This is a genomic window from Thauera humireducens, assembly GCF_001051995.2.
Lineage (GTDB): Bacteria > Pseudomonadota > Gammaproteobacteria > Burkholderiales > Rhodocyclaceae > Thauera > Thauera humireducens.
Map to the genome: position 1 here is coordinate 1,874,354 of NZ_CP014646.1, position 22,864 is coordinate 1,897,217.

The window sequence follows — 22,864 nt, forward strand, 5'->3', positions numbered from 1 at the left end:
ACCCCACTCACCAGGACATCACCGCAACGCGTCATACGATCCGCACCTTGCGGGTGTTCAGTGCCGGATTACGCCAGAAAGCGTCGTTCTGGAAACGCTGGAAGATATCCGGTGGCAGCACACTGGTCCGCGGTGTGGCCACCACGCGCTGCCGCACCGCATGCAGCCCCGGCGTGCCAGTGCGGGCGTCGAACTCGTCAGCCTCGAAGCGGACGTTATCGAAATCGTGGCGGAAGGCAGGTTCGCCGATGAAGTCGTAGATCGCATCGAGGACAAGCTGCGGCTTCGCCACCAGGGTGTCGTACTGGACCAGCATCAGGTTGGCCGCGTAATCACCGAAGAAGGCTTCCTTCAGCGCGTTGTACGCGTAGCCCACCAAGCCCTCACCGTTGGCGATGCCTTCCGCCCGGGAATACACGGTGCCGCTGGTCTGGTAGTTGAAGATCGACGACGGTGACAAGGCGTTGCGCTGGATCAGGCGCTCGACGCTGTCGATGATCCAGGGCAGGTCGCGCACGCAGGCGATCACCTTGCCCTGCGGAAACAGCGTGCGCAGCAGCGACATGCGCGCGCACCACACGCGGTTGGTGTCGAAGATCACTGCGGCCTCGTATTCCGGGCCGTAGTAGTGCTCGAAAACGCCGCGCAGGATGCGCTCGCGCTGAGCGTCGCTGAGGAATACCGCGTACTCGTTGCGCGCGCTCATTTCTTGTTGCAGGACACTGAGCATGCCACCCACGGGCCCGCTCATGCCGGCGTGAACACGGGGATTCTGGCGCAGGAGCGCAGCGAGCAGAGTGGAGCCGGAGCGAGGCAGACCCGATATGAAATGGATTGCAGACACGACAGGCGAAATGCAATGGTTGTTCGGATGGGTGGCACCGACACCTGCGCTCCGCCGCCTGACCCTTACAGGTGCAGCCGATTGCCCATGTCGGGTACAGCCCACGCAGTGTAACCAAAAGTGTTCGACGCGATGCTGTCGCAGCCGATTTCTCTACACATTTTAAATACTCGATATGTGATCAATTCATATGACGAATCGACTTTGCCGCCCACACGAGGTCGTAAACCGAGGCGGCCCAGTGACGCCCCATCTCGGCGAGCGCGCGCCTGCCGGAGCAAGCGCGCAGCCCTTGGAGGCTCGTGTCGGCCTTTGCCACCATGGAAACACCCAAGCGGATACGCCCCCGGGAGATGCCCACCCCACCACGTTCTTTGAGCAAACGCCGGAGAACTCACCCGCACTCAGCGGGTCACCTGCGCCTCCATCATCGCCAGGAACTGATCGGAGTACGGCGGCAGCAGACCCCACTCGCGGCGCGGATCGTAGGCCGGCGCCTTGAACACCGTGCGCGCATGGCTGAATTCGAGAAAGCCCTCGCGACCGTGGTAGTGCCCCATGCCGGAGGCGCCCACGCCGCCGAAGGGCGCGTCTTCCATCGCGGCGTGGAACATCGCCTCGTTGATCGTGACGCCACCCGACAGCGTGTGCTCGAGCACGCGCTTCTGCTCGCCCTCGTCCTCGCCGAAGTAGTACAGCGCCAGCGGACGCGGACGGCTGTTGATGTCGGCGATGACCGCGTCGATCGCGTCGTAAGGCTTCACGACGACCGCGGGACCGAAGATCTCTTCCTGCATGATCATCGCGCTCGACGGCGGATCGATGACGATGGCGAGCGGGCGGCGGCGCCCAGCCGCATCGGCCGCCAGCGGCGCCGGCGCGCAGTCCACCCGGGCGCCGGCACGGGCCGCATCGCTGACATAGGCGTCGACCCGGGCCACGTGGCGCTCGTTCACCACCGCGACCATGTCCGGGTTCCCCGCCACACTCGGGAACAGTTCGCCGAAGCTGCGCTTGAGCGCGGCGACGAAATCCTCGAGCTGCTCGCGGGCCACATAGACGACGTCCGGATTTACGCACAGCTGCCCGCCGTTGCTCGCCTTCGCGGCGGCGATGCGGAAGGCCGCGGTCGGGAGATCGGCGCTTCGGGCAACGATGGTCGGCGACTTGCCGCCCAGCTCCAGCGTCACCGGCACGAGGTTCTGGGCGGCGTTGCGCATGACCGCCTTGCCGACCTGGGTGCTGCCGGTGAACACGATGTGATCGAAGGGCTGAGCGGTGAAGATCTCGCCCACGTCAGGGCCGCCGGTGACGACGCCGACCTCGAGCGGATCGAACATGTCGACGACCGCCTCGGCCACGACCTGGGCCGTGCGCGGCACCACCTCGGAAGGCTTGAGGATGGCGCGGTTGCCGGCAGCGAGCACACTGGCGAGCGGACTGAACAGGGTGAACAGCGGCGCGTTCCAGGTGCCGATGATGCCCACCGTGCCCTTGGGCTGGTACATCACCCAGGCCTGGGCGCCCAGTTGGTCATAGGGCGGGAACGGCGTGCGCGGTTCGCTCGCCATCCAGGGCTCGAAATGATCGCGGGCATACTTCAGCGAGGTCAGCGAACCGAGCACATCGTTCATCAGCGAATAGCCCTTGGGACGGCCGCCGAAGTCCGCGTCCATGGCCTCGACCAGGGGCTTGTGGTACTTCACCAGCAGGTCGATCGCCGTCTGGATGCGGCGCTTGCGCTCCGCGGCACTGACGGCGCCAGCGGCATCGAACGCGCTGCGTTGTTGCTGGAGCAGGCCGACCAGGCCTGCGGCGGTAGTGATGATCTCTTTCGTCACGGCAATCGCTCCGGGTTGAGAGGCGGGATTTGACGCAGTTGCGCACGCTGCGAACTTAACCCGCGAACCCCGAAGCCGCGTAGTCCGATCGGACGATCGCCCCAGGCCGCGCCGGCAAAAAACGCTAGTCCGTTGGGACGATGACCCTGTCAGGGGCGAATTCCATACTCGGCGCCATCTTCTCTCCCGTCTTGCGAGACACGACATGACGACGCACAAGGGTTTCGACCCCCAGGCATTCCGCGCCGCGCTCGGCACCTTCACCACCGGGGTCACCATCATCACGACCCGCACCCCGGATGGCGAAGCGATCGGCATCACCGCCAACAGCTTCAACTCCGTCTCCCTCAATCCGCCCCTGGTCCTTTGGAGTCTGGCGAAGAATGCCCGCAGCCTGCAGGCCTTCTCGAGCGCGAAGCACTGGAACGTGCACGTGCTGTCGGCCGACCAGGAGCCGCTTTCGGGCCGCTTCGCCCGCCAGGGGGAAGACAAGTTCGCGGGACTCGAGCTGGACGACGGCATCAGTAAGGCACCGCTGCTGAAGGACTGCACGGCACGCTTCCAGTGCCGCACTGCCTTCAGCTACGACGGCGGCGATCACGTCATCTTCGTCGGCGAGGTGCTCGCCTACGACCACAGCGATCTGCCGCCGCTCGTCTTCCAGAGCGGCCAGTACGCGCTGGCCGCGCGCAAGCCACGCGAGGAAGTCCGCCTCGGGGCGACGCCGCCGCCCGAGTGCAGCTACACCGAGGACCTGCTCGGCTACCTGCTGGGGCGCGCGCACTACCAGATGCTGTTCGCCCTGCGCCAGTTGCTGAACACACAGGCCCTGGACGAGCGCTCGTTCTTCGTCCTGTCGGTGCTGTCGATCCGCGACCGCCTGACGCTGAACGAACTGAACGCCTTCATTGCATACACCGGCATGCTGGCCACGGACGAGTCGATGGCTTCGCTGGAATCGCAGCGCCTGGTCGCGCTCGAAACCCACGACGGCGAAGAGCGTTACGTCCTGACGGCCGACGGCCGCGAGGCCTCGCTGCGCCAGATCGCGCTGGCAAAGGCCGTCGAGGAAGACATCGCGGCCAAGCTCGGCGCAGGCGACGCGATGGCCCTGAAACTGCTGCTCAAGCGCCTGATCGCCAGCAGCGACCCGGGCATGCCCGACCTCTGGTCGCCACGCTGAGCGCCCGCTGACGACACCCCGAACGCTTAATCGAAAAGGACATCCCATGCCTCTCATCGACCGTTTCCGCCTCGACAACCAGGTCGCCATCGTCACCGGCGGAGGCCGCGGCATCGGCCGTGCCATCGCCCTGAGCTACGCCGAAGCCGGCGCCGACGTCGTGTGTGCTGCACGCACGCTGGCCGACGTCGAGGCGGTTGCGAACGAGGTCCGCGCCCTCGGCCGCCGTGCCCTGGCTGTTCAATGCGACGTCACCGACCTGCCGCAACTGGCCAGCGTGGTCGAGGCCGCAATGAACGAATTCGGTCGTATCACCCATCTGGTGAACAACGCCGGTGGTTCGGGGCCCAACGACCCGCTGAAGATGTCGGCGGAGAAGTTCGAGGGGGTGTTCCGCTTCAACGTCAGCTCGGCCTACGAGCTGACCCGCCTGTGCGTGCCGCACATGCGCGCGGCTGGCGGCGGCAACGTGGTCAACATCACCTCGGGCGCCGCTCGCTACGCACAACCCTATTTCAGCGCCTACGGCACCGCCAAGGCCGGGCTGAGCCAGCTCACCCGCCTGCTGGCGCAGGACTTCGCCCCCGACGTGCGCGTCAATGCGATCGCGCCGGGACCGATCATGACCGCCGCGCTCGACCGTGCCCTGCCCGCCAACATGCGCGAGGGCATGATCAAGAACACGCCACTGAAGCGGCTGGGCGAAGTCCAGGACATCGCGGCCGCCGCGCTCTACCTCGCGACCCCGGCCTCCGCCTGGGTCACCGGCAAGATCATCGAGGTCGACGGCGGCGCCGAGTCGAGCGTCTGGCCGGGCTGAGCCCGCCCCGGACACACGGCCCTCCTTCATTCACGGACGCAAGCATGGACAACACCCTGATCCGCCAGCTCGGCGATGAACTCTATGACGCGCTTCGCCAGCGCCGGACGCTGGCGCCGCTGACCGACCGCCATCCCGACATCGACGTCGACGATGCCTACCACATCTCGCTGCACATGCTGTCGCGGCGCGAAGCCGATGGCGAGAAGGTGGTCGGCAAGAAGATCGGCGTCACCAGCAAGCCGGTGCAGGACATGCTGAACGTGCACCAGCCCGATTTCGGTTTCCTGACGGATGCCATGCACTACCCCGACGGCGCCACGATCCCGATCGCGAAAGCCGGCCTGATCCAGCCGCGCGCCGAGGGCGAGATCGCCTTCATGCTGAAGGCCGACCTGCGCGGCCCGGGCGTGACCCGCGAAGACGTGCTGGCGGCGACGGCCTGGGTCGCGCCCTGCTTCGAGATCGTCGACTCCCGCATCGACGACTGGAAGATCAGGATTCAGGACACGGTCGCCGACAATGCCTCCTGCGGCGTGTTCGTCATCGGCGATCGGCACACCGACCCGGCCGGCCTCGACCTGGCGGCGGTCCGCATGTGCATGATGCGCAACGGCGAACCGGCCGGCGAAGGCCTGGGGTCGGCCGTTCAGGGCCATCCGGCCGAAGCCGTGGCCTGGCTCGCGAACACCCTCGGCCGCTTCGGCATTCCCTTCCGTGCCGGCGAGCTGATCCTGTCCGGTTCGCTGGCGCCGCTGATCCCCGCTCGCGCAGGTGACCGTTTCGAGATGGAAATCGAGGGACTCGGCCGCTGTTCGGTCGCGTTCTCCTGACTTTCGCGGCTTGCAGGTGCGCGGCGGCACACCCTCCCTCTTCCACGTGCCGCCGCGTGGCCTGCATCCATCGTTTTGCTGCATCGGGACGGCCGGTCAGGCCCCCACTCGGAGAGCTTAATCCATGAGCAAGAAGATCAAATGCGCCCTGATCGGTCCGGGCAACATCGGCACCGACCTGCTGTACAAGTTGAAGCGTAGCCCGGTGCTGGAGCCGGTGTGGATGGTGGGCATCGACGCCACCTCCGAGGGTCTGGCGCGTGCGCGCGAGATGGGCCTCAAGACCACCGCCGAGGGCGTCGACGGCCTGCTGCCGCATGTGCTGGCCGACGGCGTGCAGATCGCCTTCGACGCCACCAGCGCCTACGTCCATGCCGAGAACAGCCGCAAGTTGAACGAACTCGGTGTGCTGATGATCGACCTCACCCCGGCCGCGATCGGCCCGTTCTGCGTGCCGCCGGTCAATCTGGCCGAGCACGTGGGCAAGGGTGAAATGAACGTCAACATGGTCACCTGCGGCGGCCAGGCCACGATCCCGATGGTCGCGGCGGTGTCGCGCGTGCAGCCGGTGGCCTACGGCGAAATCGTCGCCACCGTGTCGAGCAAATCGGCCGGTCCGGGCACGCGCAAGAACATCGACGAGTTCACCCGCACCACCGCCGGTGCGGTCGAGAAGGTGGGCGGCGCCAAGAAGGGCAAGGCCATCATCATCCTGAACCCGGCCGAACCGCCCCTGATCATGCGCGACACGGTGCACTGCCTGACCGAGACCGAGCCCGACCAGGCCGCGATCACCGAATCCATCCACGCCATGATTCGCGAAGTGCAGAAGTACGTGCCCGGCTACCGCCTCGTGAATGGCCCGGTGTTCGACGGCAACCGCGTCTCGGTCTTCCTCGAAGTCGAAGGCCTGGGCGACTATCTGCCCAAGTACGCCGGCAACCTCGACATCATGACCGCGGCCGGTGCGCGCACCGCCGAGATGTTCGCCGAGGAGATCCTCGCCGGGCGCCTGAAACTGGAATCCAACCGCGCCGTGATGACGGCCTGACGAAGGAGATGAACATGGAACTTCGCAACAAGAAAGTCACCGTCCACGACATGACCCTGCGCGACGGCATGCACCCCAAGCGTCACCTGATGACGCTCGAGCAGATGAAGACGATCGCCATCGGCCTGGACGAAGCGGGCATCCCGCTGATCGAGGTCACCCACGGCGACGGCCTCGGCGGCAGCTCGGTGAACTACGGCTTCCCCGCCCACAGCGACGAGGAATACCTCGGCGCGGTGATCCCGCTGATGAAGCAGGCCAAGGTCTCGGCGCTGCTGCTGCCGGGCATCGGCACGGTCGATCACCTGAAGATGGCGCACGAGATCGGCGTCTCCACGATCCGGGTGGCCACCCACTGCACCGAGGCGGATGTCTCCGAGCAACACATCGGCATGGCCCGCAAGCTTGGCATGGACACCGTCGGCTTCCTGATGATGGCGCATATGAACAGCCCCGAAGGGCTGGTCAAGCAGGCCAAGCTCATGGAGAGCTACGGCGCCAACTGCATCTACGTCACCGACTCGGCCGGGCACCTGCTGCCCGACACGGTCAAATCCCGTCTGGCCGCGGTGCGCGATGCGCTCAAGCCGGAAACGGAACTGGGCTTCCACGGCCACCACAACCTCGCCATGGGCGTGGCCAACAGCCTGGCCGCGCTCGAAGTGGGCGCCACCCGCATCGACGCGGCGGCCGCCGGGCTGGGTGCCGGCGCGGGCAACACCCCGATGGAAGTCTTCATCGCGGTGTGCGACCTGATGGGGATCGAGACCGGGGTGGATGTGTTCAGGATTCAGGACGTGGCCGAGGACCTGGTGGTGCCGATCATGGACTTCCCGATCCGCATCGACCGCGATGCGCTCACGCTGGGCTATGCCGGCGTGTATGGCTCCTTCCTGCTGTTTGCCAAGCGCGCCGAGAAGAAGTACGGCGTGCCCGCGCGCGAGATCCTGGTCGAGATGGGCCGGCGCGGCATGGTCGGCGGGCAGGAGGACATGATCGAGGATACGGCGCTGAATCTGGCGCGGGCGAGACAGGCGGCACACGCCAGGGCATGACGACCAAGGCCATGGACACGCCTGCCACCGTGTCGCCGTGGAGGAGCCATGGCCTGCTGCTCCTGCTGGCAATGATGTATGCCGACAACTTTGTCGGCCGACAGATCATCGCGGTGATGATCGAGCCGATCAAGCACGAGTTCGGCGCCAGCGACACCTCGATGGGGCTGATCTCGGGCCTCGCCTTCGCAGCCGTCTTCGCAGTGCTCGGGCTGCCAGCCGGGCGACTCGCCGACCGTGTGCCGCGCGTCCTCCTGCTTTCGGCATCCTGCATCCTGTGGGGCATTGCAACCATCCTGTGCGGGCTGACCGGCAGCTTTCTCCTGCTCGTTCTCGCCCGCATGGCCGTTGCCGCCGCAGAAGCGCCTTCAGCGCCCGCGGCGCTGTCGTTGATCGCAGACCTCTACCCTCCTCAGCGGCGCGCATTCGCCATCAGCGTGTTCACCACCGCACCGACCTTTGCCGCAATCGTCGCGCTCAGTCTGGGCGCGTGGCTGGTCGACGCCTATGGCTGGCGCACGAGCTTCATCGTGGTCGGCCTTCCGGCAATGCTGATCGGGATCTTGCTGGCCTTTCTCGGACGCGAGCCCGTGCGCGGGCGATGGGACGCCCCGGTCACACACACGGCCGCGTCGGACATGCGCTCCACAGTCAAAGGACTGTGGGCTGACCGGCCGGTGCGTTACCTCATTCTCGCCAGTGCGACCGCAACCCTGGGCGGGACCTCTTTCGGCATGTGGAACGCGACCTTTCTGGTGCGTTCGCACGGCATCGCGCTGCAACATGCCGGGCTGCTGACTGGCCTCGTCGGCGGCATCAGTGCCGGCCTGGGTGCGATGTTCGCTGGCTGGCTGGCGGACCGCGCAGGCGGCCGTGGGCCGCAATGGCGTATCCGCATTCCTCTCATCGGGCACCTGATTGGCGTGCTCTCCCTGATCACCTACCTGTTCTGGCCCACTGACCTCCTGACGACCATTCTCGGCGTCCCCGTGCCCGAGGCCATGATCTGGTGTGCGCTGAACGGCTTCGCATCGGTATGGTGGCTCGGCCCCTCGTTTGCCCTCCTCACCACCTTGACCGTTTCGCGCAACCGAGCCGTTGCCTTCGCGCTTCAGACCTTGCTCAGCACCTTGCTGGGCCTGGGGATCGGGCCGCTTCTGACGGGGCTCATCAGTGACATCCTGCTACCGCATTTTGGCACCGACACACTCCGCTATGCCCTGCTGGTCAGCTGCGTCACGGCGGCATGCGCAATGCTCCTGCTGCTAAAGGTCGCCAGGGCGCTGCATTCGTCGGAAACAATCATGGGCCGCAAGTCGACAAGCGCAGCCTAAGGGCAAGCCCGTGGTTGGGATGAGCCTGCCTGAGCAGGCTCGCCGCCCCATCGACAGCGGCAGATTGGCAACGGTCGGCGCACAGACTGTGTTCCCTTGGGACACGAGGAGGCACTCCGCCCCTTGCTCGAAGAACGAGCCCTCTGCGCGCCTTGATCCGCCATGCAAGCTGCCCCGCGAATGGCAGCTGCCTCCCGCTGACCCGGTACACGAGTGCTTACCTCGTCGTTCCCGGACCTCTGGCAAGATCGCAAGCCCGGTGCACGAATTACCCGAACCACTGATCACGACTGGAGCTGCCAGGTTCTGTTTCGAGACGCCTTGCCAGCACCCATGAAAAAGCCCACCAACACCCGACGTGAGCAGGGTAGTGATGGGCTTCTCAGACTTCAGATCGGCTAGACCACTTAATGCGATTAGCTTCTAACCGACTGATTTATAAGGCTGGCGGAGACGGAGGGAGACGTTAGATTGAATGAAATTACTCTTTCAATTCAATGCCTTGAAGACATCTACTCAATGCCTTGTAACACCATCCTGTAACACCAGAACCAGCAGTGCTGGCGATGATGCCAATGATCTCCAGCAAGCGCAAGGGCCGTCGTGATGGTTTTAATTCGCATCAACGGAACGAACGCACCTTGTACAAGGGGAATCCGTCCTTTCGGAAGGGAACACCACGCTTCGACTGGACGCAGACTGCGCGGGGCCAATCAGCCCGCTGGCGTCCAGAGTCGCAAAAGTTCATCCCGCGCCACGAACCCTCGCCGTGCGAGACGCACGCAGGCGAGGCTGCGCATCTCGGGTGAGCGCCAGTGGATTGATGCTGGGCACCGGTGCAATCGTTTGTAGCCATTCTTGCCGTCCCAGAGCCCGAAGCACGCGCAAGAGCGTCTTGAGTGTCGAGCCCTGCCCGGCCTCCAGATTACGTAACGCGCGAACACTCACACCCGCGCGCTCCGCCAGTGTTTTTTGGTCCAGGTTGCGATAGAGGCGGAGGGTCTTGAGTTTCTCGCCCAAGTCGGTCTCCATCTCCTGTGGCGTCATGTGGTTCATCGCTATGGGTCCCCGAAATCCGTAACACAGCAACCGGAGCATCCTCTCACTGCCCCCCAAGGCACAGCCGAATGCGCTCCCCTCCGGCTTTTTTTGGTTCATCGCGCCTTTCCGGGGAAGGCGGCCTTGATCTTCAGGAAGAAATAGGCTGAATCCCGGAACCCGTAGGCCATACGCTTGATGACCTTAATGCGGTTGTTGACGCCCTCGAGAATGCTGGTGTTCAAGGGAAAGATGGCTGAGGCGAGGATGCCACGCCGGTACTTTCGGAGTCGCTTTGCAAAGGCGATCGCCGGCGCGATGCCGCTTTCGATCGCCAAGCGGTACCAGTCTTTCCATCTTCGGGCGCCGTCTCTGACCGATGGCGCAAACCAGATTTCCTTGATGGCGGTCTTCAGCAGATAGACGGTAGCCAGCGGTGCGTTGGCCGCCAGCAGTTCCTCGAGCTTGACCGCCTGCTCGTTGCCCAGGTTGTCGCGGTTGCGCAGCAGCAACCAGCGCGAGCGCTTGATGACCTGACGTTGTGCGGGCGCACTGCGCAAGGCATTGGCCTGATCGACGCGCACCCGGTCGACGACCTCCCGACCAAAGCGGGCGACGACATGGAACAAGTCATAGACGACTTCGGCGTTCGGGCAATGGGCGCGCACCTCCAGATCGAAGGCGGTGTTCATGTCCATTGCGACCGCCTCGATGTGCTGACAGCCCTCTTTGCCCAGCAATTCGAAGAAGGGCCGGATCGCCTCGCGGCTGTTGCCTTCGCCGACCCACAACACGCGCATACGTTCAGCATCCATGATCACCGTCGCGTAGCGGTGCCCCTTGTGCAGCGCGAACTCGTCCATCACCAACCGACGCACGCCCTGCGCATCGAAAGCGCCATACCGGGTCTGCAGACGCCGATGGTCGATGCGCTTGATGGTGTGCCAGTGCAAGCCCGTGAGTTGGGCGACGTGGGCGATCGGCAGGATCTGCACCAGCGCCTCGATCCAGGCGCGTAATCGGTGTGTGATGCGCTCACCCGTGTCGAGCCAGCTCAGGCGCTCGGCCGCCCGTGCGCCACACTGGTAACAGTCGAGGCGGCGAATCGGCACATCCAGCCAGACGCGTCGATCGAACCAGTCTCGATCGCGCACCCGGCGTCGCCGGCGCTCGTGGAGCAGAACACCGTCGCTACCGCAGCGCCCACATCGCGGGCGGTGTGAGGGGTCTTCAGAGAGGGTGAGAAGCAGCGAACCGTCGGCTCGCTCCTGGCATGAATCGACGAGGCGGCCTTCCCAGAAGACCACGCCCAACATAGCATCGCACATGACGGGGAAGAGGAAGGGGATCGGTTTGTTTGGCGACTGCCAATCTACCAACCTCAGAACCGTCAACCACTACTACCCCCAGATCGCGCGAAGAACCCTTTTTTTTGACGAAGTCACTCAAACGTATAGCAGGAGCGCAATAACAGGCAGCTTTACGCCTCTAGTCCAAGTTTATCCGCTTTTATAGGCAATATTTCGCCGCTTGTAGCACTGAGCTGCCCTACGTTTTCCGCCTTCCAACTTGCCGTCCTCATGCTGCCATTTCTTGCTGATCCTGCCGTTCGATCCAGTTCTGCAAGAACGTGGTCGGCGACAGATATCCCAAGCTGGAGTGGCGGCGGCTCCGGTTGTAGAACACGGCGATGTATTGGAACAGATCGCTCGTGGCCTCGTTTCGGGTCGCGTAGCTCACGCCATGCACTCGCTCATTCTTGAGGCTGTTGAAGAAGCTCTCAGTCGGTGCGTTGTCCCAGCAGTTACCCTTGCGCGACATCGAACCGCGCATGCCGTAGGCAGCCAGACGGGCCTGGTAAGCCTGGCTGGCGTACTGACTACCCCTATCGGAGTGAAATAACACGCCCGGTCCGGGCCGCCGGCGAAACCATGCCATCGACAGCGCATCGAGCACCAAGTCTGTCGTCTTGTGCTCATGGATGACGACCTTGCCTGCCGGGCCACATGACGGGCACTGGCGGGATACCGCCTTCGCTTTGGCGCGGACATGATACTCAGTCGCAGTCTCCCGGAAATCGACGACATCAAGGCCGGGAAGGTTCAGGATATTGACTGGCATGGCGGCAGGCGAAAGGAGCGAATTTTAGCGCTTTTGACCCGCTATCCCGTAGACATGAAAAAACCCCGGTAGCAGAACTGCACGGGGGTTAAAGTGGTTAAATGCCTTGAAACAAGATGTCTAAGGCTTGAACTATTTCAGTTCTTTTGTCCACAAGCGACGCAACAGGCCGCTTTAAGATTTGGCCTGGAACAGCCGCAAGACCTTGGGTAGCCATAACTACCAGTTCGCCTTCAATTTCAAAGACGGGGTTCAATGTCTTGGCATAGTCAGGAATTTCATCCTGAGCAACTAGCGGAACAACTACGCGAGTCGAAAAGTGGCTGATGATGTCTGATTGGACATCAAGCAGATACCCCGCTCCGTCAATGTTCCGATAGACGGTGTATTGCGCCATTAAAAACTCCTGTACTTTGCCAAAGGCAAGCCGTTCTTTTCAACGTACGCATTCCAGCAGTCGAACGCTTTCGCATTCTCGGCTACCCACTGTTCAGCACGCTTTGCAGCAACGGCTTGTGCAACACCGGCTTCAGCGGCCTGAGAGACGTTGATACGCAGCTCCTTGGCTTCCGCCAAAAGCGGTTCCGCCAACGAAACATTCGTAGCTTTCTTGGCTGCATTGGCATATGAGGCGGGATGTCGCATGATAGGCTCCTTTCCTACAGTATAGGATTAAGCATACTACGCATGCGCATTTAATTCAATATTGACGATGCGCATTGCGCTCGACAGGCTATTAACCCGGCAATCAAATAGATTTTGATATAATTCGGGCATGGAAAGGATCGATGCCCGCAAGCTTCCGCCCGAAGCCCTGGAACACATTCGTCGCCAAGCATTTGTACTGCGCAAGCAAGGCTACACATGGACGCACATTGCTGAAGTGTGTGGGGTTCATGTTGGGACCGTTTTGAAATGGGCACGCCGCGCGCAGGCCGACGACCTCGACGCCGTCATCAAGGGCGGGCAACGTGGTCGGCGCCATGGCTCGGGACGAACTCTGACGCTGGTTCAAGAGGAGCAGCTGCGCTTGAAGATCATCGGCTCGAATCCCGCCCAGCTTCAGCTTGAGTTTGCGCTGTGGAATCGTCGCGCAGTGATGCTCGCCATCAAGCAGCTCTTTGGCATCGACATGCCCATTCGCACCGTCGGTGAGTACCTTCGGCGGTGGGGTTTCACGCCGCAGCGGCCGGTCAAGCGTGCGCTTGAGCAGGATCCGGCCCGGCTCAAGGCGTGGCTTGAGGACGAGTATCCGAAGATCGTTGCGCGCGCCAAGACTGAGGATGCCGAGATCTACTGGGGTGACGAGACCGCCATTCGCCAGGACTCGCACTGGGTGCGCGGCTACTCGATGGCGGGGCTGACGCCTGAGCTTCGACTGCCGGCCGGTCGCCATGGATCGACATCGATGATCTCGGCGATCACCAACCAGGGCTTGGTGCGCTTCTCGTTCTTCGAGGGCGCCATTGATGCGGACCGCTTCATCGTGTTCTTGAAGGGCCTGATTCAGGATGCGCAGCGTAAAGTGTTCCTGATCGTCGACAACTTGCGCGTGCACCGCGCCAACCGTGTCCGCGAGTGGGTTGCCGAAAACACCGAGAAGATCGAGCTGTTTTACCTGCCGCCGTATGCGCCGGAACTCAACCCCGACGAGTATCTGAACCGGGATCTGAAAACGACGATACGCTCCGGGCCGATTGCCAAGACCGCCGCCGCACTTCTTGAGAAGGCGCGTACGTGCATGGAACGCATCGCTGCGATGCCGGATCGTGTGCGGTCGTATTTCAGCCATGAGTACGTTCGCTACGCTCAGTAATTTGGCTATTTGATTGCCGGGCTCGCGCAGGTGGTGCGCGTGTTCGGCCAAGCGCAGCCGCATCACGCCTACCTCTTCAGCAACCGGCGCGGCACGCGCTTGAAGGTGCTGGTCCACGACGGCTTCGGGGTGTGGCTCGCGTGCCGGCGCCTGAACCAGGGCCGCTTTCACTGGACCGAGGGCCAGGGCGGTGTCGCACTCACCCGGACGCAGTTCGACGCGCTGGTGCTCGGGCTGCCGTGGCAACGGCTGGGGGACGGCGGTGTGATCCGAACACTCTGAACACGCGCTATCGGCGGATGCCCCGATGGTGGCGGAGGCGTGCATCGGACATGATCGATCCATGCCGCTGCCCGCCGACCTCGATCAACTGGATGCCGACGCCTTGCGTCGCCTGCTCATCAAGCAGGAGCGCGAACTCGTGTGGCGCCAGACCAAGATCGAGCGGCTCACGCATGAGCTGGCGCTGCACAAGCGTCATCGCTTCGGCGTGAAGGCCGAGCGTCTGTCTAGGTTCTGTTCACATATATCGATATGAGATCACCGCACAAACGATCCGCACGAATGCCATGTAGCTGCATGCGAGCTTGTCGTAGCGTGTGGCGATCCGACGGTAATGCTTGATACGGTTGAAGAAGCGCTCGATCAGATTTCGCGCGCGGTACGCACAGCGGTCGTAATGCCTGGGGGCAATGCGGTTGGATCGAGGCGGGATGACTGCTTGGGCACCGGATGCTTCGATACTCATGACCAAGGCGTTGGCATCGTATCCTTTGTCGGCAACCAAGCTGGCGCACGGCATATCGGCAATCAAATCGTGCGCACACTCGATGTCGGCGACCTGTCCTGCGCTCAGAATCATGCGCAGCGGTTTGCCCAAGGCATCCACGGCAAAGTGCAACTTGGTCGTCACTCTGGCGACGGGCATGTACCAGGCATCTCAGAAGTGTCCGGACGGAAAACGTGCGCCGCGCGTTTAGATGCGACCGAGCGACTCATCGCTGCCAGTGTCGGGGATGCGGTTGCCGCCCTTCGACAACGTGCCGCAGTCCCGAAGCAGGCGTAGCCCCCGCCCTTCAGCAGGCCGTCCCGGGTCCACGCGGCCCGGTCCCAATGCTTGCATCGCGCTGCACAAGCCCTAGACTGCAATAACGCACCCCACTCAGCCAGCAGTCAACCGAGGCGCAGTATAGACACCATGCGTGATCGCCCCACAGCCGCCTCAACAAGGTTCGAATTGCTCGCTCGCGAGCTTGAGCAGCAGATCGCTGCCGGCGTGCTGCGCGCGGGGGATCGCTTGCCTTCCGTGCGCCAAGCTTGCGCCAGTCGGGGCGTGAGCCCCAGCACGGTGTTCAAAGCCTACTACCTGCTCGAATCTCGGGGCCTCGTGCGCGCCGCGCCACGGTCGGGCTACTTCGTTGCCGCACGCGCGGGCGGCGTGCTGCTCGCCGAGCCGGAAACGTCGGAGCCCCAGTCCGGATCGCAGCCCGTCGAGGTCAACGACCTGGTCTACGCGATCCTTGGCGCCGCACGCGCACGCGACATCGTGCCCTTCGGTTCCGCGTTCCCGAGTCCCGTCTTGTTCCCTCTCGATCGACTGCGTCGCGCGCTGGTCTCGAGCACAAGGCGGCTCGAACCCTGGAGCATGGTCGATGATCTGCCGCCGGGCAACCTGCGGCTCAAGCGCGAGATCGCCAAGCGCTATCTGCTTCAGGGCATGACTGTGGCTACCGACGAGATCGTGCTGACCCACGGTGCGATGGAGGCGCTGAATCTGTGCCTCAACGCGGTGACACGGCCGGGTGATGCAGTGGTGGTCGAGTCGCCGACCTTCTACATGGCGCTGCAGGCGCTGCAGCGCCTGGGCCTGCGTGCCATCGAAGTGCCAACCCATGTGCGCGAGGGCATCGATCTCGGACGCCTGGCGCAAGTGATCGAGCTCTACCGCCCGCAGGCCTGCTGGCTGACGACGACCTTCCAGAACCCGCTCGGCAGCCTGATGCCCGAAACGAAGAAGCGCGACCTCGTCGAACTGCTCGCCCGCCACGACCTGCCGCTGATCGAAGACGACGTCTGTGCGGAGCTCTACGAAGGCAACGTGGCGCCGCTGCCGGCCAAGGCCTACGACCGCCGCGGTCTGGTGATGCACTGTTCGTCGTTCTCGAAGTGCCTGGCTCCGGGCTACCGCGTCGGCTGGGCGGCGCCCGGCCGGCTGGCGCGCGAGGTCGAACGGCTGAAGCTGTTGACGAGCCTGTCCGGCTCGATCCCGGTGCAGGCGGCGCTGGCCGAGTACCTGCAGGAAGGCGGTTACGACCGCCATCTGCGCAGCCTGCGTGCGTCGCTGCAGGCGCAGCGCAACAGCCTGTTCGACGCCGTCAACAGGCTATTTCCTGACGGCACACGGGTGGTACGGCCGGCCGGCGGCTACTTCGTGTGGGTCGAGTTGCCCGTCGGGGTGGACGCGATGGCCCTGCACCGTGCCGCGCTGGCACAACGCATCAGCCTGGCCCCGGGGCCGATGTTCTCGGCGCGCGCCGAGTTCCAGCACCACATCCGGCTGACCTGCGGCCAGCATTGGGACGAGGCGCTCGAGCGCGCCATGCGCACGCTGGCACGGCTGGTCGATGACGCACCGCGCGTCGATACACCTTCGCATTCGTTGATCTGATCCGGTCGTCGGCGTTTCCAACTGCTCACACCACCGGCGCAGGCCGCTAGGCAGACTGAGGGCATGTTCAACCCACCCTTATCTGCGTATGCCGCATCACGATGCCGCGCTGACGCTGGTGAGCGCCCACCGCGTGCCACCCGCCTCCGAACGCTCTCTGCACGAGGTGCTGGACCGATTGGGTCCCTCGGTCTTTGCCGGCCTGCTCGATGCCGACGGCACGCTGCGCTACGCCAACCAGGCCGCGCTGCGGGCCATCGGCAGCACGCCGGCGCAGGTGCTCGGTCAGCGCTTCGAAGCCACCCCTTGGTGGCAGAGCTCCGAGTTGTCGCAGCTACGGTTGCGACAGGCGCTAGTCAGTGGAGCGCGGGGTGAGGCCTCGCGCTTCGACGTGCGCATCGCCACCCGCAGCGGCGACACGCTGGCGATGGACTTCTCGTTGCTGCCGCTCTTCGGTCCCGACGAGCGTGTGGCCTGGCTGATCGCTTCTGCGTGCGACGTGAGCGCGCGAGACAAGGTGCAGAGCCAGTTGCTGCTGACCCGCCATGCCGTCGAACAGGCCAACGACGCCTTGCTCCAGGTTGGGCCGGACGGCGCCGTTCGCGATGTCAACGCCGCCGCCTGCCGGCTGCTGGGCCTGGAGCGCGAGCAACTGCTTCGGCTACGTGTGCCCGACATCGACACCCAGATCGACGAGACGCAGTGGCCGCAGCGCTGGCACGAGTTGTGTGAACGCGGCTCCTTGCGTTTCGAGTCCAGCGTCCACCACCACGACGGCCATGAGATTCCGGTCGATGTCTCCGTCAGCCTGGTGACAAGCGGCGACACGTCCTTCTCCCATGTCTGCATCGAAGACCTGCGCGAACGCCGCGCCGCCGAGCGCCGCATCCGGCAACTGCTGCAGTTCGACGAGCTGACAGGGCTGCCGAACCGCCAGCTGCTGTTCGAGCGCCTGGGCGCAACCTTGCAGACGGGCGCCCAGACCGTGGTACTGGTGTTGGAGCTCGACCGGTTCAAGCGTATCAACGACGGTCTCGGCACCCACATCGGCGATGCCGTGCTGCGCGAAGTGGCACAGCGTATCACCGCCACCGTGCGCACCATCGACCTGGTGGCGCGTAGCGGCGGCGACGAGTTCGTGGTCGTGCTGCCGACCTCGTCGGTGCCGCCGATGCACACGGCGCAGGCGCTGCTCGACGGCATCGCCCGGCCGATGGCGATCGAGGGAAACGAGATCCATCTCACCTGCAGCATCGGCATCACCACGGCGCCCGCCGATGGGGACAACGCCGACACCCTGGTGCGCCGCGCCAACGCCGCCCTGCACCAGGCCAGGCTGCTGGGCCGCAACCAGATCTGCGTCTATGCCGGCGCACCGGACGATGAAGACCCTGCACGGCTGGCGCTGGAGACAGCGCTGCGGCAGGCGCTGCGCGACGAGCAGCTCGAACTGCACTACCAGCCCCAGGTCGACCTGGTGCATGGCCGCATCGTCGGTGTCGAGGCCTTGTTGCGCTGGCAACACCCGACGCTGGGCCGCATCGGGCCGGATCGCTTCATCCCGATCGCCGAGGAGACCGGCCTGATCGTCGCCATCGGCGACTGGGTGCTGCGTCGCGCCGTCGAGCAGGCAGCGGCCTGGCAGCGTGCCGGGCTGCTGCCGCTGCGCATGGCGGTCAACCTGTCGGCGCGCCAGCTGCTGCAGCCGGACCTGGCGCGGCGCATCGAAGGCCAGCTCGCCGCGAGCGGCCTGAACCCGCGACTGTTCGGTGTCGAGGTCACCGAGAGCATGCTGATCACCAACTTCGATCAGGCGGTGCAACACCTGCGAGCGCTGCGAGCGCTCGGCGTCGAGATCTCGCTCGACGACTTCGGCACCGGCTACTCGAGCCTGAGTTACCTGCGCCGGCTGCCGGTGGACGTGGTCAAGATCGACCGCTCGCTGGTGCCCGACGCCACTGCCCCGGCAGAAGATGTGTCGATCACGCGCGCCATCATCACGATGGCGCACCAGCTGCAGATGAAGGTACTCGCCGAAGGCGTCGAAAGCGAAGGCCAGGCGGCCCTGCTAGCCGCGAACCAGTGCGACCAGATGCAGGGCTACTGGTTCAGTGCCGCACTGCCGGCGGCAGCGGTCGAAACGATGCTGCGAGAAGGCCGGCAGATCGATCCGGCGCTGCTGGGGCGGCGGTCGCGCGAGCGCACCCTGCTGCTCGTCGACGACGAGGAGAACATCGTCGCCGCGCTGCGCCGGCTGCTGCGCGCCGAAGGCTGGCGCGTGCTGAGTGCCACCAGCGCCGAGCAGGCGCTGCAGCTGATGGCACGGCACGAGGTCGACGTGATCCTGTCCGACCTGCGCATGCCGAGCATGACCGGCGTCGAGCTGCTGCGCCGGGCCAGGCAGCTGTACCCGGAAACGATCCGGATGGTGCTGTCGGGCTACACCGGGCTGCAGTCGATCACCGACGCGATCAACGAGGGGGCGATCTACAAGTTTCTCGCCAAACCCTGGGACGACGAACAGCTGCGGACGCACTTGCGCGAGGCCTTCGCGTTGAAGGAGATGGCCGACCAGAACCGCCGCCTCGACCGGGAGGTGTAGGCTGCCAACCGGGAACTGGCTGACTTGAACCAGCGGCTGCAGACGCTGCTGAGTGCGCAGCGCGAGAAGAACGAGCGCGAGAAGAACGAGCGCGAGGTCGGCAGCCGCGAGGCGGCGCAGGAACTGCTGGATGCCGTGCCGGTGCCTGTGTTCGGCGTCGACGACGAAGGCCTGCTGGTATTCGCTAACGCGCCAGCCCAGGCCTTGCTCGGACTTGAGGGCGACCTGCTGGGCCGACCTGCGACCGAGCTGCTGCCGCAAACCTTCCAGCACCTGCTGCAAGGTGCCTCCATGCCGGTGATGCTGGCGAGGCGGCGCTGGTGGGCGATGAGCCAGCTGTTGAGCGGCAAGGCGCGCGGCCGCCTGATGGTGTTGCTGCCGCAAGCCGGAGCGTCGACATGACCGCCCCCACAACTCACGATGCGCCGCCGGTGGCGCTGACACACCTGTTCCGTCACAGCCTGCGCGACGGGCGGGTGCATCCGCAGATGCACATCGTGCAGCGCTATCGGCAGGAGGCGCCAAGATGACCACGGCCTGTCACCACATCGCCCGCGACGAGTTGATTGCTGCGCTGCGCGATCTGCCCCCGCTGCCTTCGGTCGTGCTCGATCTGATCACGTCGCTGGGCCATGAGGAACTCGGCACCTCGCAGTACGCCGCCAAGATCTCCCGCGACCAGGCGCTGGCTGCCAAGACCTTGCGCTTGGCCAACTCGTCGTTCTACGGACGAGGCAGGCAGGTCCGCTCGGTCTCCGAGGCGATCACCGTACTCGGCCTGCGCACGGTGCTGAGTTTGCTGGGGCGCCCCGGAATCGGCTTGGCCAGCAATGCGTTCTGCCCGCCATTGGCAAAGTCGGCGAGCCACCGGAAAACGCTGCGCTCATTCACGCCATACGCCGCCGCGACGCTTTGCACTGTCTGCCCCTCACGCACTGCTTTGACAGCCTGCTGCCGCATCACCTGCAAGGTGTGATGATCGAGGGCACGGCCGTCGGAAGGTCGTTTGCATTTCATGGGGCATATTATCGCTCACATGACACTACTTACGGGAACGTTAGTAACTGCAGCCATGTCCCCTCTTCGCGTCTGACATACTCGGCCGCGTTTGTCGAGGAGGCGCGGAAACGCCTGTATGCAAAGAACAGCAAGATCGCGGCAAACGCGTACTTGACGGCGGCTTCTCCGAGAGATCGAGGACTGGCCAGCAGCAGAAACCAGAGACCTGCAACGCCATAGAGGACTGCAACGACTCGATGCATGGGTATCCATTCCTTCCCGCGCGAGCAAATTCAGAATGAGAACGCCGAAGGCGAAGGCTACTCGAAGAAGGCCATCAAGGCAGCCTGCAGCGGCGAAGCTCAGCAACGGCAAGGGTCTCACCTATTGGTCGCCGCAACGATTCTGGCCACGTTCGGGGAGATCGCCCGAACTCACGCGGCAGCCAGGATCGAACATGGCCTCGTCACGAATGCTTTCAGGCTCCTACTCCGGGCCCGGAGTAGGAGCCTCCAACTCGTCTGGGGCGACGCACTTTCCTTTCTCCCCGTGAGCGAATCCGTACTTCGCGAACCGAGTCAGCATTGGGAGCTTCTTGCTGTCAGAGCTTGGGGGCCATTCCTCGACTCTGTAGCTTCTGAACAGCTTCCGCCTTCAACTGCTCCACCCACTGAATCGATTTACGGTTCGCAGTGACCATGCCCCCCTGATCGACCAGCCAAGCCTCGAAACTGCGGACAGGCTCACTCCCCCACTCGTAGCGAAGGACGGTACCGCACTTTGAAGCGTCCCGCGACGCGCCAAGGGCATCGCGAAAGACATCCTGCCGAGCATACTGCTCAAGTACCTTGACCGCATTCGGCGGAACCAAGGTTCCCATGGCGTTCGATGATGGGCCCCTCTGGCCGTTGCGCTCCTTCGACACGATGCACTGCGCCCTGCCCTCCTCATCCCAATGCACAACAACACCACCTCCCGCTCGGGGCGCCGAGCGGACGTTGAACTGACCGTGCTTGGCCGTCAGCGCGGAAAGCATCTGTTCGCTGCTTGGGGGCTGAGCCGGACTGCCTCGACGCATGACGGCAAATACACGTGGCTCGGATGGCGGCGAAGCGAACCACACACCGATACCCGCATCCGCCGTCCGAAAGCTGATTTGATCCAGGAACTCCGGAGTCTGCAGGTCATTGATCCCGTCGAAATACGGAAAGTAGGCGACCGACCTACTGGTCATTTCCGCGCTGGAATCGAAGGCCTGAACGGCCTTGACCACCTCAGCCTCGGTCATGCCGATACGCACGCCTGCAATGTCCATCTTGGCCAAGGGTGTGACAGTCTGCGCCAACACTGGTGCAGCCCATGCGAGCGCAAACGCCCATAAGATGGAGCGACCGAACAGAACGCTTTTCATGCGTAGCTCCTATTGGAAAGTCGTCCTGAGAATTGTGATACGTTATGAATAGGAACTCGTCTCCCAAATAGGGTAGGAATCAGGCAATTCCCCATGTTCCGTGAATCCCGCCTTTCAGCGCTCGTTGCGCGTCTCTACGATGCCGCGATGGACCCTGCCCTTTGGCCGGGGACCGCATCGCAAATCGCGCAGGCCTTGGGTTCGACCAGCACAGTGCTCAAGCTGCATGGAGGCGGTGGCCAGGTAAGCCTGCTGGAGTGCACCAGTAACCTCGTGGTGTCCGAACGCGACCAGGCATGGGCTGATGACTGGCACAGACGTGATCTTTGGGTGGAGCGCTCTGTGGCCTACGGGATGTCGCGCATCATCACTGACGAGGAATTGGTGACATCCGAAGAGCAGGCTCGCAGTGGTTTCTATCAAGAGTGGCTGTCTCATCTGGGTATCCACCACATGCTGGGAGCCGTCTTTCCAACAGCGCCCGGTGTAGTCGGCGTCCTGGGGATTCATCGGCCGCGAGATGCCGGAAGCTACTCAGACCTAGAGCGCCGGCAGGCGGCCTTGGTGTTGCCGCACCTTCAACGTGCGCTTAGGCTCGGTCAGCGATTTGCGGGACTATCCCATCAGCATTCAGTGGCCTTGCAGGCACTCGACCGGCTCGATAGCGGAGTCCTCGTGGTGGATGCTGACGGCCACATCCTTCAGGCAAGCCCACTTGCCGACACCTTGCTGCGTCAAAACCCGAAGCACCTTGCTGTGATCGGCGGACGGCTTTCATTTCACCATCCAGCCCTGCAGGGCAAGCTGACAGCCCTGATCCGCGCTGCGTTGGAAACCGCGCGCGGCGGCTTAGGCACGCCAGGGTCTGACCTACTCATCCCCCGACCTCAGCAGCTGCCGTTGGCGCTGGAAGTTGTTCCCTTGCGACCTGCAAGCGTCGCCTTTGGTGAGCAGCGCCCAGCAGTGCTGATTTTCGTCCGAGACCCTGAAGCGCCACTCGAAGTGGCCAGACTGCGTGAGCTGTTTGGGTTCACGCGCACGGAAGCGGCCGTCGCTGGCGCTCTGGGACGAGGACAGTCACTGGAAGTCATCGCGATGCAGATGGGCATAGGCCTTGGAACGGTGCGCACGCATCTCAAGCGCATCCTCTCGAAAACAGGCACGCATCGGCAGGCGCAAGCCGTGGTGTTGCTCGCTCGATGCATTACGACGGCCGCCCCTCAGTGATCCCCTGTCCTTGATCTCAAG

At 64.0% G+C, this 22,864-nt stretch carries 22 protein-coding genes and 3 pseudogenes; 15 read left to right on the forward strand and 10 right to left on the reverse strand.

All coding sequences use genetic code 11. The annotated features are described in order from the left end of the window. Positions 1-31 precede the first annotated feature (31 nt). On the reverse strand, positions 32-949 hold the full coding sequence (locus AC731_RS08875; protein WP_335338865.1) for a sulfotransferase family protein: 918 nt from the start codon (positions 947-949) through the stop codon (positions 32-34). Between the two features lie 299 nt (positions 950-1,248). Beyond that, positions 1,249-2,685 (reverse strand): aldehyde dehydrogenase family protein, encoded by a 1,437-nt coding sequence (locus AC731_RS08880; protein ID WP_048705328.1) that lies wholly within the window; start codon positions 2,683-2,685, stop codon positions 1,249-1,251. A 205-nt stretch (positions 2,686-2,890) separates the two neighbouring features. Here AC731_RS08880 and AC731_RS08885 point away from each other — a divergent pair, with 205 nt between their 5' ends. The 6 genes from AC731_RS08885 to AC731_RS08910 all read left to right on the forward strand — a co-directional run bounded on the left by AC731_RS08885 (position 2,891) and on the right by AC731_RS08910 (position 8,961). Continuing rightward, a complete protein-coding gene (locus AC731_RS08885) occupies positions 2,891-3,868 on the forward strand; it encodes a flavin reductase (RefSeq protein ID WP_048705331.1) in 978 nt (325 codons plus the stop codon). Between the two features lie 46 nt (positions 3,869-3,914). Then, positions 3,915-4,688, forward strand: a complete 774-nt coding sequence (locus tag AC731_RS08890) for a glucose 1-dehydrogenase (RefSeq protein WP_048705334.1) — start codon at positions 3,915-3,917, stop codon at positions 4,686-4,688. A 44-nt stretch (positions 4,689-4,732) separates the two neighbouring features. Next, complete coding sequence (locus AC731_RS08895) at positions 4,733-5,521, forward strand: fumarylacetoacetate hydrolase family protein (RefSeq protein ID WP_048705337.1); 789 nt, start codon at positions 4,733-4,735, stop codon at positions 5,519-5,521. A gap of 124 nt (positions 5,522-5,645) precedes the next feature. Then, positions 5,646-6,572 carry an acetaldehyde dehydrogenase (acetylating) gene (locus tag AC731_RS08900; protein WP_048705340.1) on the forward strand — a complete coding sequence of 309 codons (927 nt, stop codon included), beginning with the start codon at positions 5,646-5,648 and terminating at the stop codon, positions 6,570-6,572. 14 nt (positions 6,573-6,586) lie between these two features. Continuing rightward, on the forward strand, positions 6,587-7,627 hold the full coding sequence (gene dmpG / locus AC731_RS08905; RefSeq protein WP_048705342.1) for a 4-hydroxy-2-oxovalerate aldolase: 1,041 nt from the start codon (positions 6,587-6,589) through the stop codon (positions 7,625-7,627). Further along, positions 7,624-8,961 carry an MFS transporter gene (locus tag AC731_RS08910; RefSeq protein ID WP_048705344.1) on the forward strand — a complete coding sequence of 446 codons (1,338 nt, stop codon included), beginning with the start codon at positions 7,624-7,626 and terminating at the stop codon, positions 8,959-8,961. Before dmpG ends, AC731_RS08910 begins: the two co-directional genes overlap by 4 nt. Before the next feature lie 744 nt (positions 8,962-9,705). Here AC731_RS08910 and AC731_RS08915 read toward each other — a convergent pair. The 5 genes and pseudogenes from AC731_RS08915 to AC731_RS19545 form a co-directional block, all read right to left on the reverse strand. After that, entirely contained in the window at positions 9,706-10,017 is a 312-nt protein-coding gene (locus AC731_RS08915; RefSeq protein ID WP_205626647.1) for a helix-turn-helix transcriptional regulator, read from the reverse strand. Positions 10,018-10,115: 98 nt separating this feature from the next. Beyond that, positions 10,116-11,315: an ISL3 family transposase gene (locus tag AC731_RS08920; protein ID WP_156480675.1), complete on the reverse strand. Its 1,200-nt coding sequence runs from the start codon at positions 11,313-11,315 to the stop codon at positions 10,116-10,118. 262 nt (positions 11,316-11,577) lie between these two features. Beyond that, positions 11,578-11,982 (reverse strand): annotated as a pseudogene (locus tag AC731_RS08925) (IS3 family transposase); the annotation flags it as partial. Between the two features lie 235 nt (positions 11,983-12,217). After that, the gene (locus tag AC731_RS08930; protein WP_048705349.1) at positions 12,218-12,517 is read right to left on the reverse strand and encodes a CcdB family protein; all 300 of its coding nucleotides are present in this window, start codon (positions 12,515-12,517) and stop codon (positions 12,218-12,220) included. Next, positions 12,517-12,765 carry a type II toxin-antitoxin system CcdA family antitoxin gene (locus AC731_RS19545; protein WP_082794283.1) on the reverse strand — a complete coding sequence of 83 codons (249 nt, stop codon included), beginning with the start codon at positions 12,763-12,765 and terminating at the stop codon, positions 12,517-12,519. Before AC731_RS19545 ends, AC731_RS08930 begins: the two co-directional genes overlap by 1 nt. Before the next feature lie 130 nt (positions 12,766-12,895). Between AC731_RS19545 and AC731_RS08935 the strand changes: the two genes are divergently transcribed. From AC731_RS08935 to AC731_RS08945, 3 genes are all read left to right on the forward strand, one after another. Then, positions 12,896-13,936 carry an IS630 family transposase gene (locus tag AC731_RS08935; protein ID WP_048705352.1) on the forward strand — a complete coding sequence of 347 codons (1,041 nt, stop codon included), beginning with the start codon at positions 12,896-12,898 and terminating at the stop codon, positions 13,934-13,936. A 9-nt stretch (positions 13,937-13,945) separates the two neighbouring features. Next, positions 13,946-14,218 (forward strand): IS66 family insertion sequence element accessory protein TnpB, encoded by a 273-nt coding sequence (gene tnpB, locus AC731_RS08940; protein WP_048705354.1) that lies wholly within the window; start codon positions 13,946-13,948, stop codon positions 14,216-14,218. 61 nt (positions 14,219-14,279) lie between these two features. Next, positions 14,280-14,474: a hypothetical protein gene (locus tag AC731_RS08945; RefSeq protein ID WP_156480676.1), complete on the forward strand. Its 195-nt coding sequence runs from the start codon at positions 14,280-14,282 to the stop codon at positions 14,472-14,474. On the opposite strand, the gene AC731_RS08950 is transcribed toward AC731_RS08945, so the two are convergent. Beyond that, positions 14,457-14,864: an IS5 family transposase gene (locus tag AC731_RS08950; RefSeq protein WP_082794284.1), complete on the reverse strand. Its 408-nt coding sequence runs from the start codon at positions 14,862-14,864 to the stop codon at positions 14,457-14,459. The two genes, AC731_RS08945 and AC731_RS08950, sit on opposite strands and share 18 nt — an antisense overlap. A 270-nt stretch (positions 14,865-15,134) precedes the next feature. Between AC731_RS08950 and AC731_RS08955 the strand changes: the two genes are divergently transcribed. The 5 genes and pseudogenes from AC731_RS08955 to AC731_RS20240 form a co-directional block, all read left to right on the forward strand. Further along, on the forward strand, positions 15,135-16,604 hold the full coding sequence (locus AC731_RS08955) for an aminotransferase-like domain-containing protein (protein WP_048705359.1): 1,470 nt from the start codon (positions 15,135-15,137) through the stop codon (positions 16,602-16,604). A gap of 88 nt (positions 16,605-16,692) precedes the next feature. Further along, positions 16,693-19,206 (forward strand): EAL domain-containing protein, encoded by a 2,514-nt coding sequence (locus AC731_RS08960; RefSeq protein WP_048705361.1) that lies wholly within the window; start codon positions 16,693-16,695, stop codon positions 19,204-19,206. A gap of 24 nt (positions 19,207-19,230) precedes the next feature. After that, positions 19,231-19,608 (forward strand): PAS domain-containing protein, encoded by a 378-nt coding sequence (locus AC731_RS08965; protein WP_048705364.1) that lies wholly within the window; start codon positions 19,231-19,233, stop codon positions 19,606-19,608. Continuing rightward, a complete protein-coding gene (locus AC731_RS20320; RefSeq protein ID WP_257721761.1) occupies positions 19,605-19,736 on the forward strand; it encodes a hypothetical protein in 132 nt (43 codons plus the stop codon). The genes AC731_RS08965 and AC731_RS20320 overlap by 4 nt, the downstream gene beginning before the upstream one ends. Continuing rightward, positions 19,733-19,948: pseudogene (locus AC731_RS20240) on the forward strand (HDOD domain-containing protein); the annotation flags it as partial. The gene AC731_RS20320 and the pseudogene AC731_RS20240, both read left to right, overlap by 4 nt. Before the next feature lie 47 nt (positions 19,949-19,995). Here AC731_RS20240 and AC731_RS19855 read toward each other — a convergent pair. Next, positions 19,996-20,223 (reverse strand): annotated as a pseudogene (locus AC731_RS19855) (helix-turn-helix domain-containing protein); the annotation flags it as partial. 583 nt (positions 20,224-20,806) lie between these two features. Beyond that, positions 20,807-21,616 carry a hypothetical protein gene (locus tag AC731_RS08980; protein WP_048705372.1) on the reverse strand — a complete coding sequence of 270 codons (810 nt, stop codon included), beginning with the start codon at positions 21,614-21,616 and terminating at the stop codon, positions 20,807-20,809. Between the two features lie 93 nt (positions 21,617-21,709). Here AC731_RS08980 and AC731_RS08985 point away from each other — a divergent pair, with 93 nt between their 5' ends. After that, positions 21,710-22,843 carry a helix-turn-helix transcriptional regulator gene (locus AC731_RS08985; protein ID WP_048705375.1) on the forward strand — a complete coding sequence of 378 codons (1,134 nt, stop codon included), beginning with the start codon at positions 21,710-21,712 and terminating at the stop codon, positions 22,841-22,843. Positions 22,844-22,864 lie beyond the last annotated feature (21 nt).

What these genes read in the sequence shown, in the direction of transcription:
- AC731_RS08895 (WP_048705337.1), top strand. Translation starts at nt 4,733, where the DNA reads ATGGACAACACCCTGATCCGCCAGCTCGGCGATGAACTCTATGACGCG.
- AC731_RS08920 (WP_156480675.1), bottom strand. Translation starts at nt 11,315, where the DNA reads ATGTTGGGCGTGGTCTTCTGGGAAGGCCGCCTCGTCGATTCATGCCAG.
- AC731_RS08945 (WP_156480676.1), top strand. Translation starts at nt 14,280, where the DNA reads ATGCCGCTGCCCGCCGACCTCGATCAACTGGATGCCGACGCCTTGCGT.
- AC731_RS08885 (WP_048705331.1), top strand. Translation starts at nt 2,891, where the DNA reads ATGACGACGCACAAGGGTTTCGACCCCCAGGCATTCCGCGCCGCGCTC.
- AC731_RS08890 (WP_048705334.1), top strand. Translation starts at nt 3,915, where the DNA reads ATGCCTCTCATCGACCGTTTCCGCCTCGACAACCAGGTCGCCATCGTC.
- AC731_RS08950 (WP_082794284.1), bottom strand. Translation starts at nt 14,864, where the DNA reads ATGCCCGTCGCCAGAGTGACGACCAAGTTGCACTTTGCCGTGGATGCC.
- AC731_RS08915 (WP_205626647.1), bottom strand. Translation starts at nt 10,017, where the DNA reads ATGAACCACATGACGCCACAGGAGATGGAGACCGACTTGGGCGAGAAA.
- AC731_RS08985 (WP_048705375.1), top strand. Translation starts at nt 21,710, where the DNA reads ATGTTCCGTGAATCCCGCCTTTCAGCGCTCGTTGCGCGTCTCTACGAT.
- dmpG (WP_048705342.1), top strand. Translation starts at nt 6,587, where the DNA reads ATGGAACTTCGCAACAAGAAAGTCACCGTCCACGACATGACCCTGCGC.
- AC731_RS08910 (WP_048705344.1), top strand. Translation starts at nt 7,624, where the DNA reads ATGACGACCAAGGCCATGGACACGCCTGCCACCGTGTCGCCGTGGAGG.
- AC731_RS08980 (WP_048705372.1), bottom strand. Translation starts at nt 21,616, where the DNA reads ATGAAAAGCGTTCTGTTCGGTCGCTCCATCTTATGGGCGTTTGCGCTC.
- AC731_RS20320 (WP_257721761.1), top strand. Translation starts at nt 19,605, where the DNA reads ATGACCGCCCCCACAACTCACGATGCGCCGCCGGTGGCGCTGACACAC.
- AC731_RS08960 (WP_048705361.1), top strand. Translation starts at nt 16,693, where the DNA reads ATGCCGCATCACGATGCCGCGCTGACGCTGGTGAGCGCCCACCGCGTG.
- AC731_RS08900 (WP_048705340.1), top strand. Translation starts at nt 5,646, where the DNA reads ATGAGCAAGAAGATCAAATGCGCCCTGATCGGTCCGGGCAACATCGGC.
- AC731_RS19545 (WP_082794283.1), bottom strand. Translation starts at nt 12,765, where the DNA reads ATGCGACATCCCGCCTCATATGCCAATGCAGCCAAGAAAGCTACGAAT.
- AC731_RS08930 (WP_048705349.1), bottom strand. Translation starts at nt 12,517, where the DNA reads ATGGCGCAATACACCGTCTATCGGAACATTGACGGAGCGGGGTATCTG.
- AC731_RS08935 (WP_048705352.1), top strand. Translation starts at nt 12,896, where the DNA reads ATGGAAAGGATCGATGCCCGCAAGCTTCCGCCCGAAGCCCTGGAACAC.
- AC731_RS08955 (WP_048705359.1), top strand. Translation starts at nt 15,135, where the DNA reads ATGCGTGATCGCCCCACAGCCGCCTCAACAAGGTTCGAATTGCTCGCT.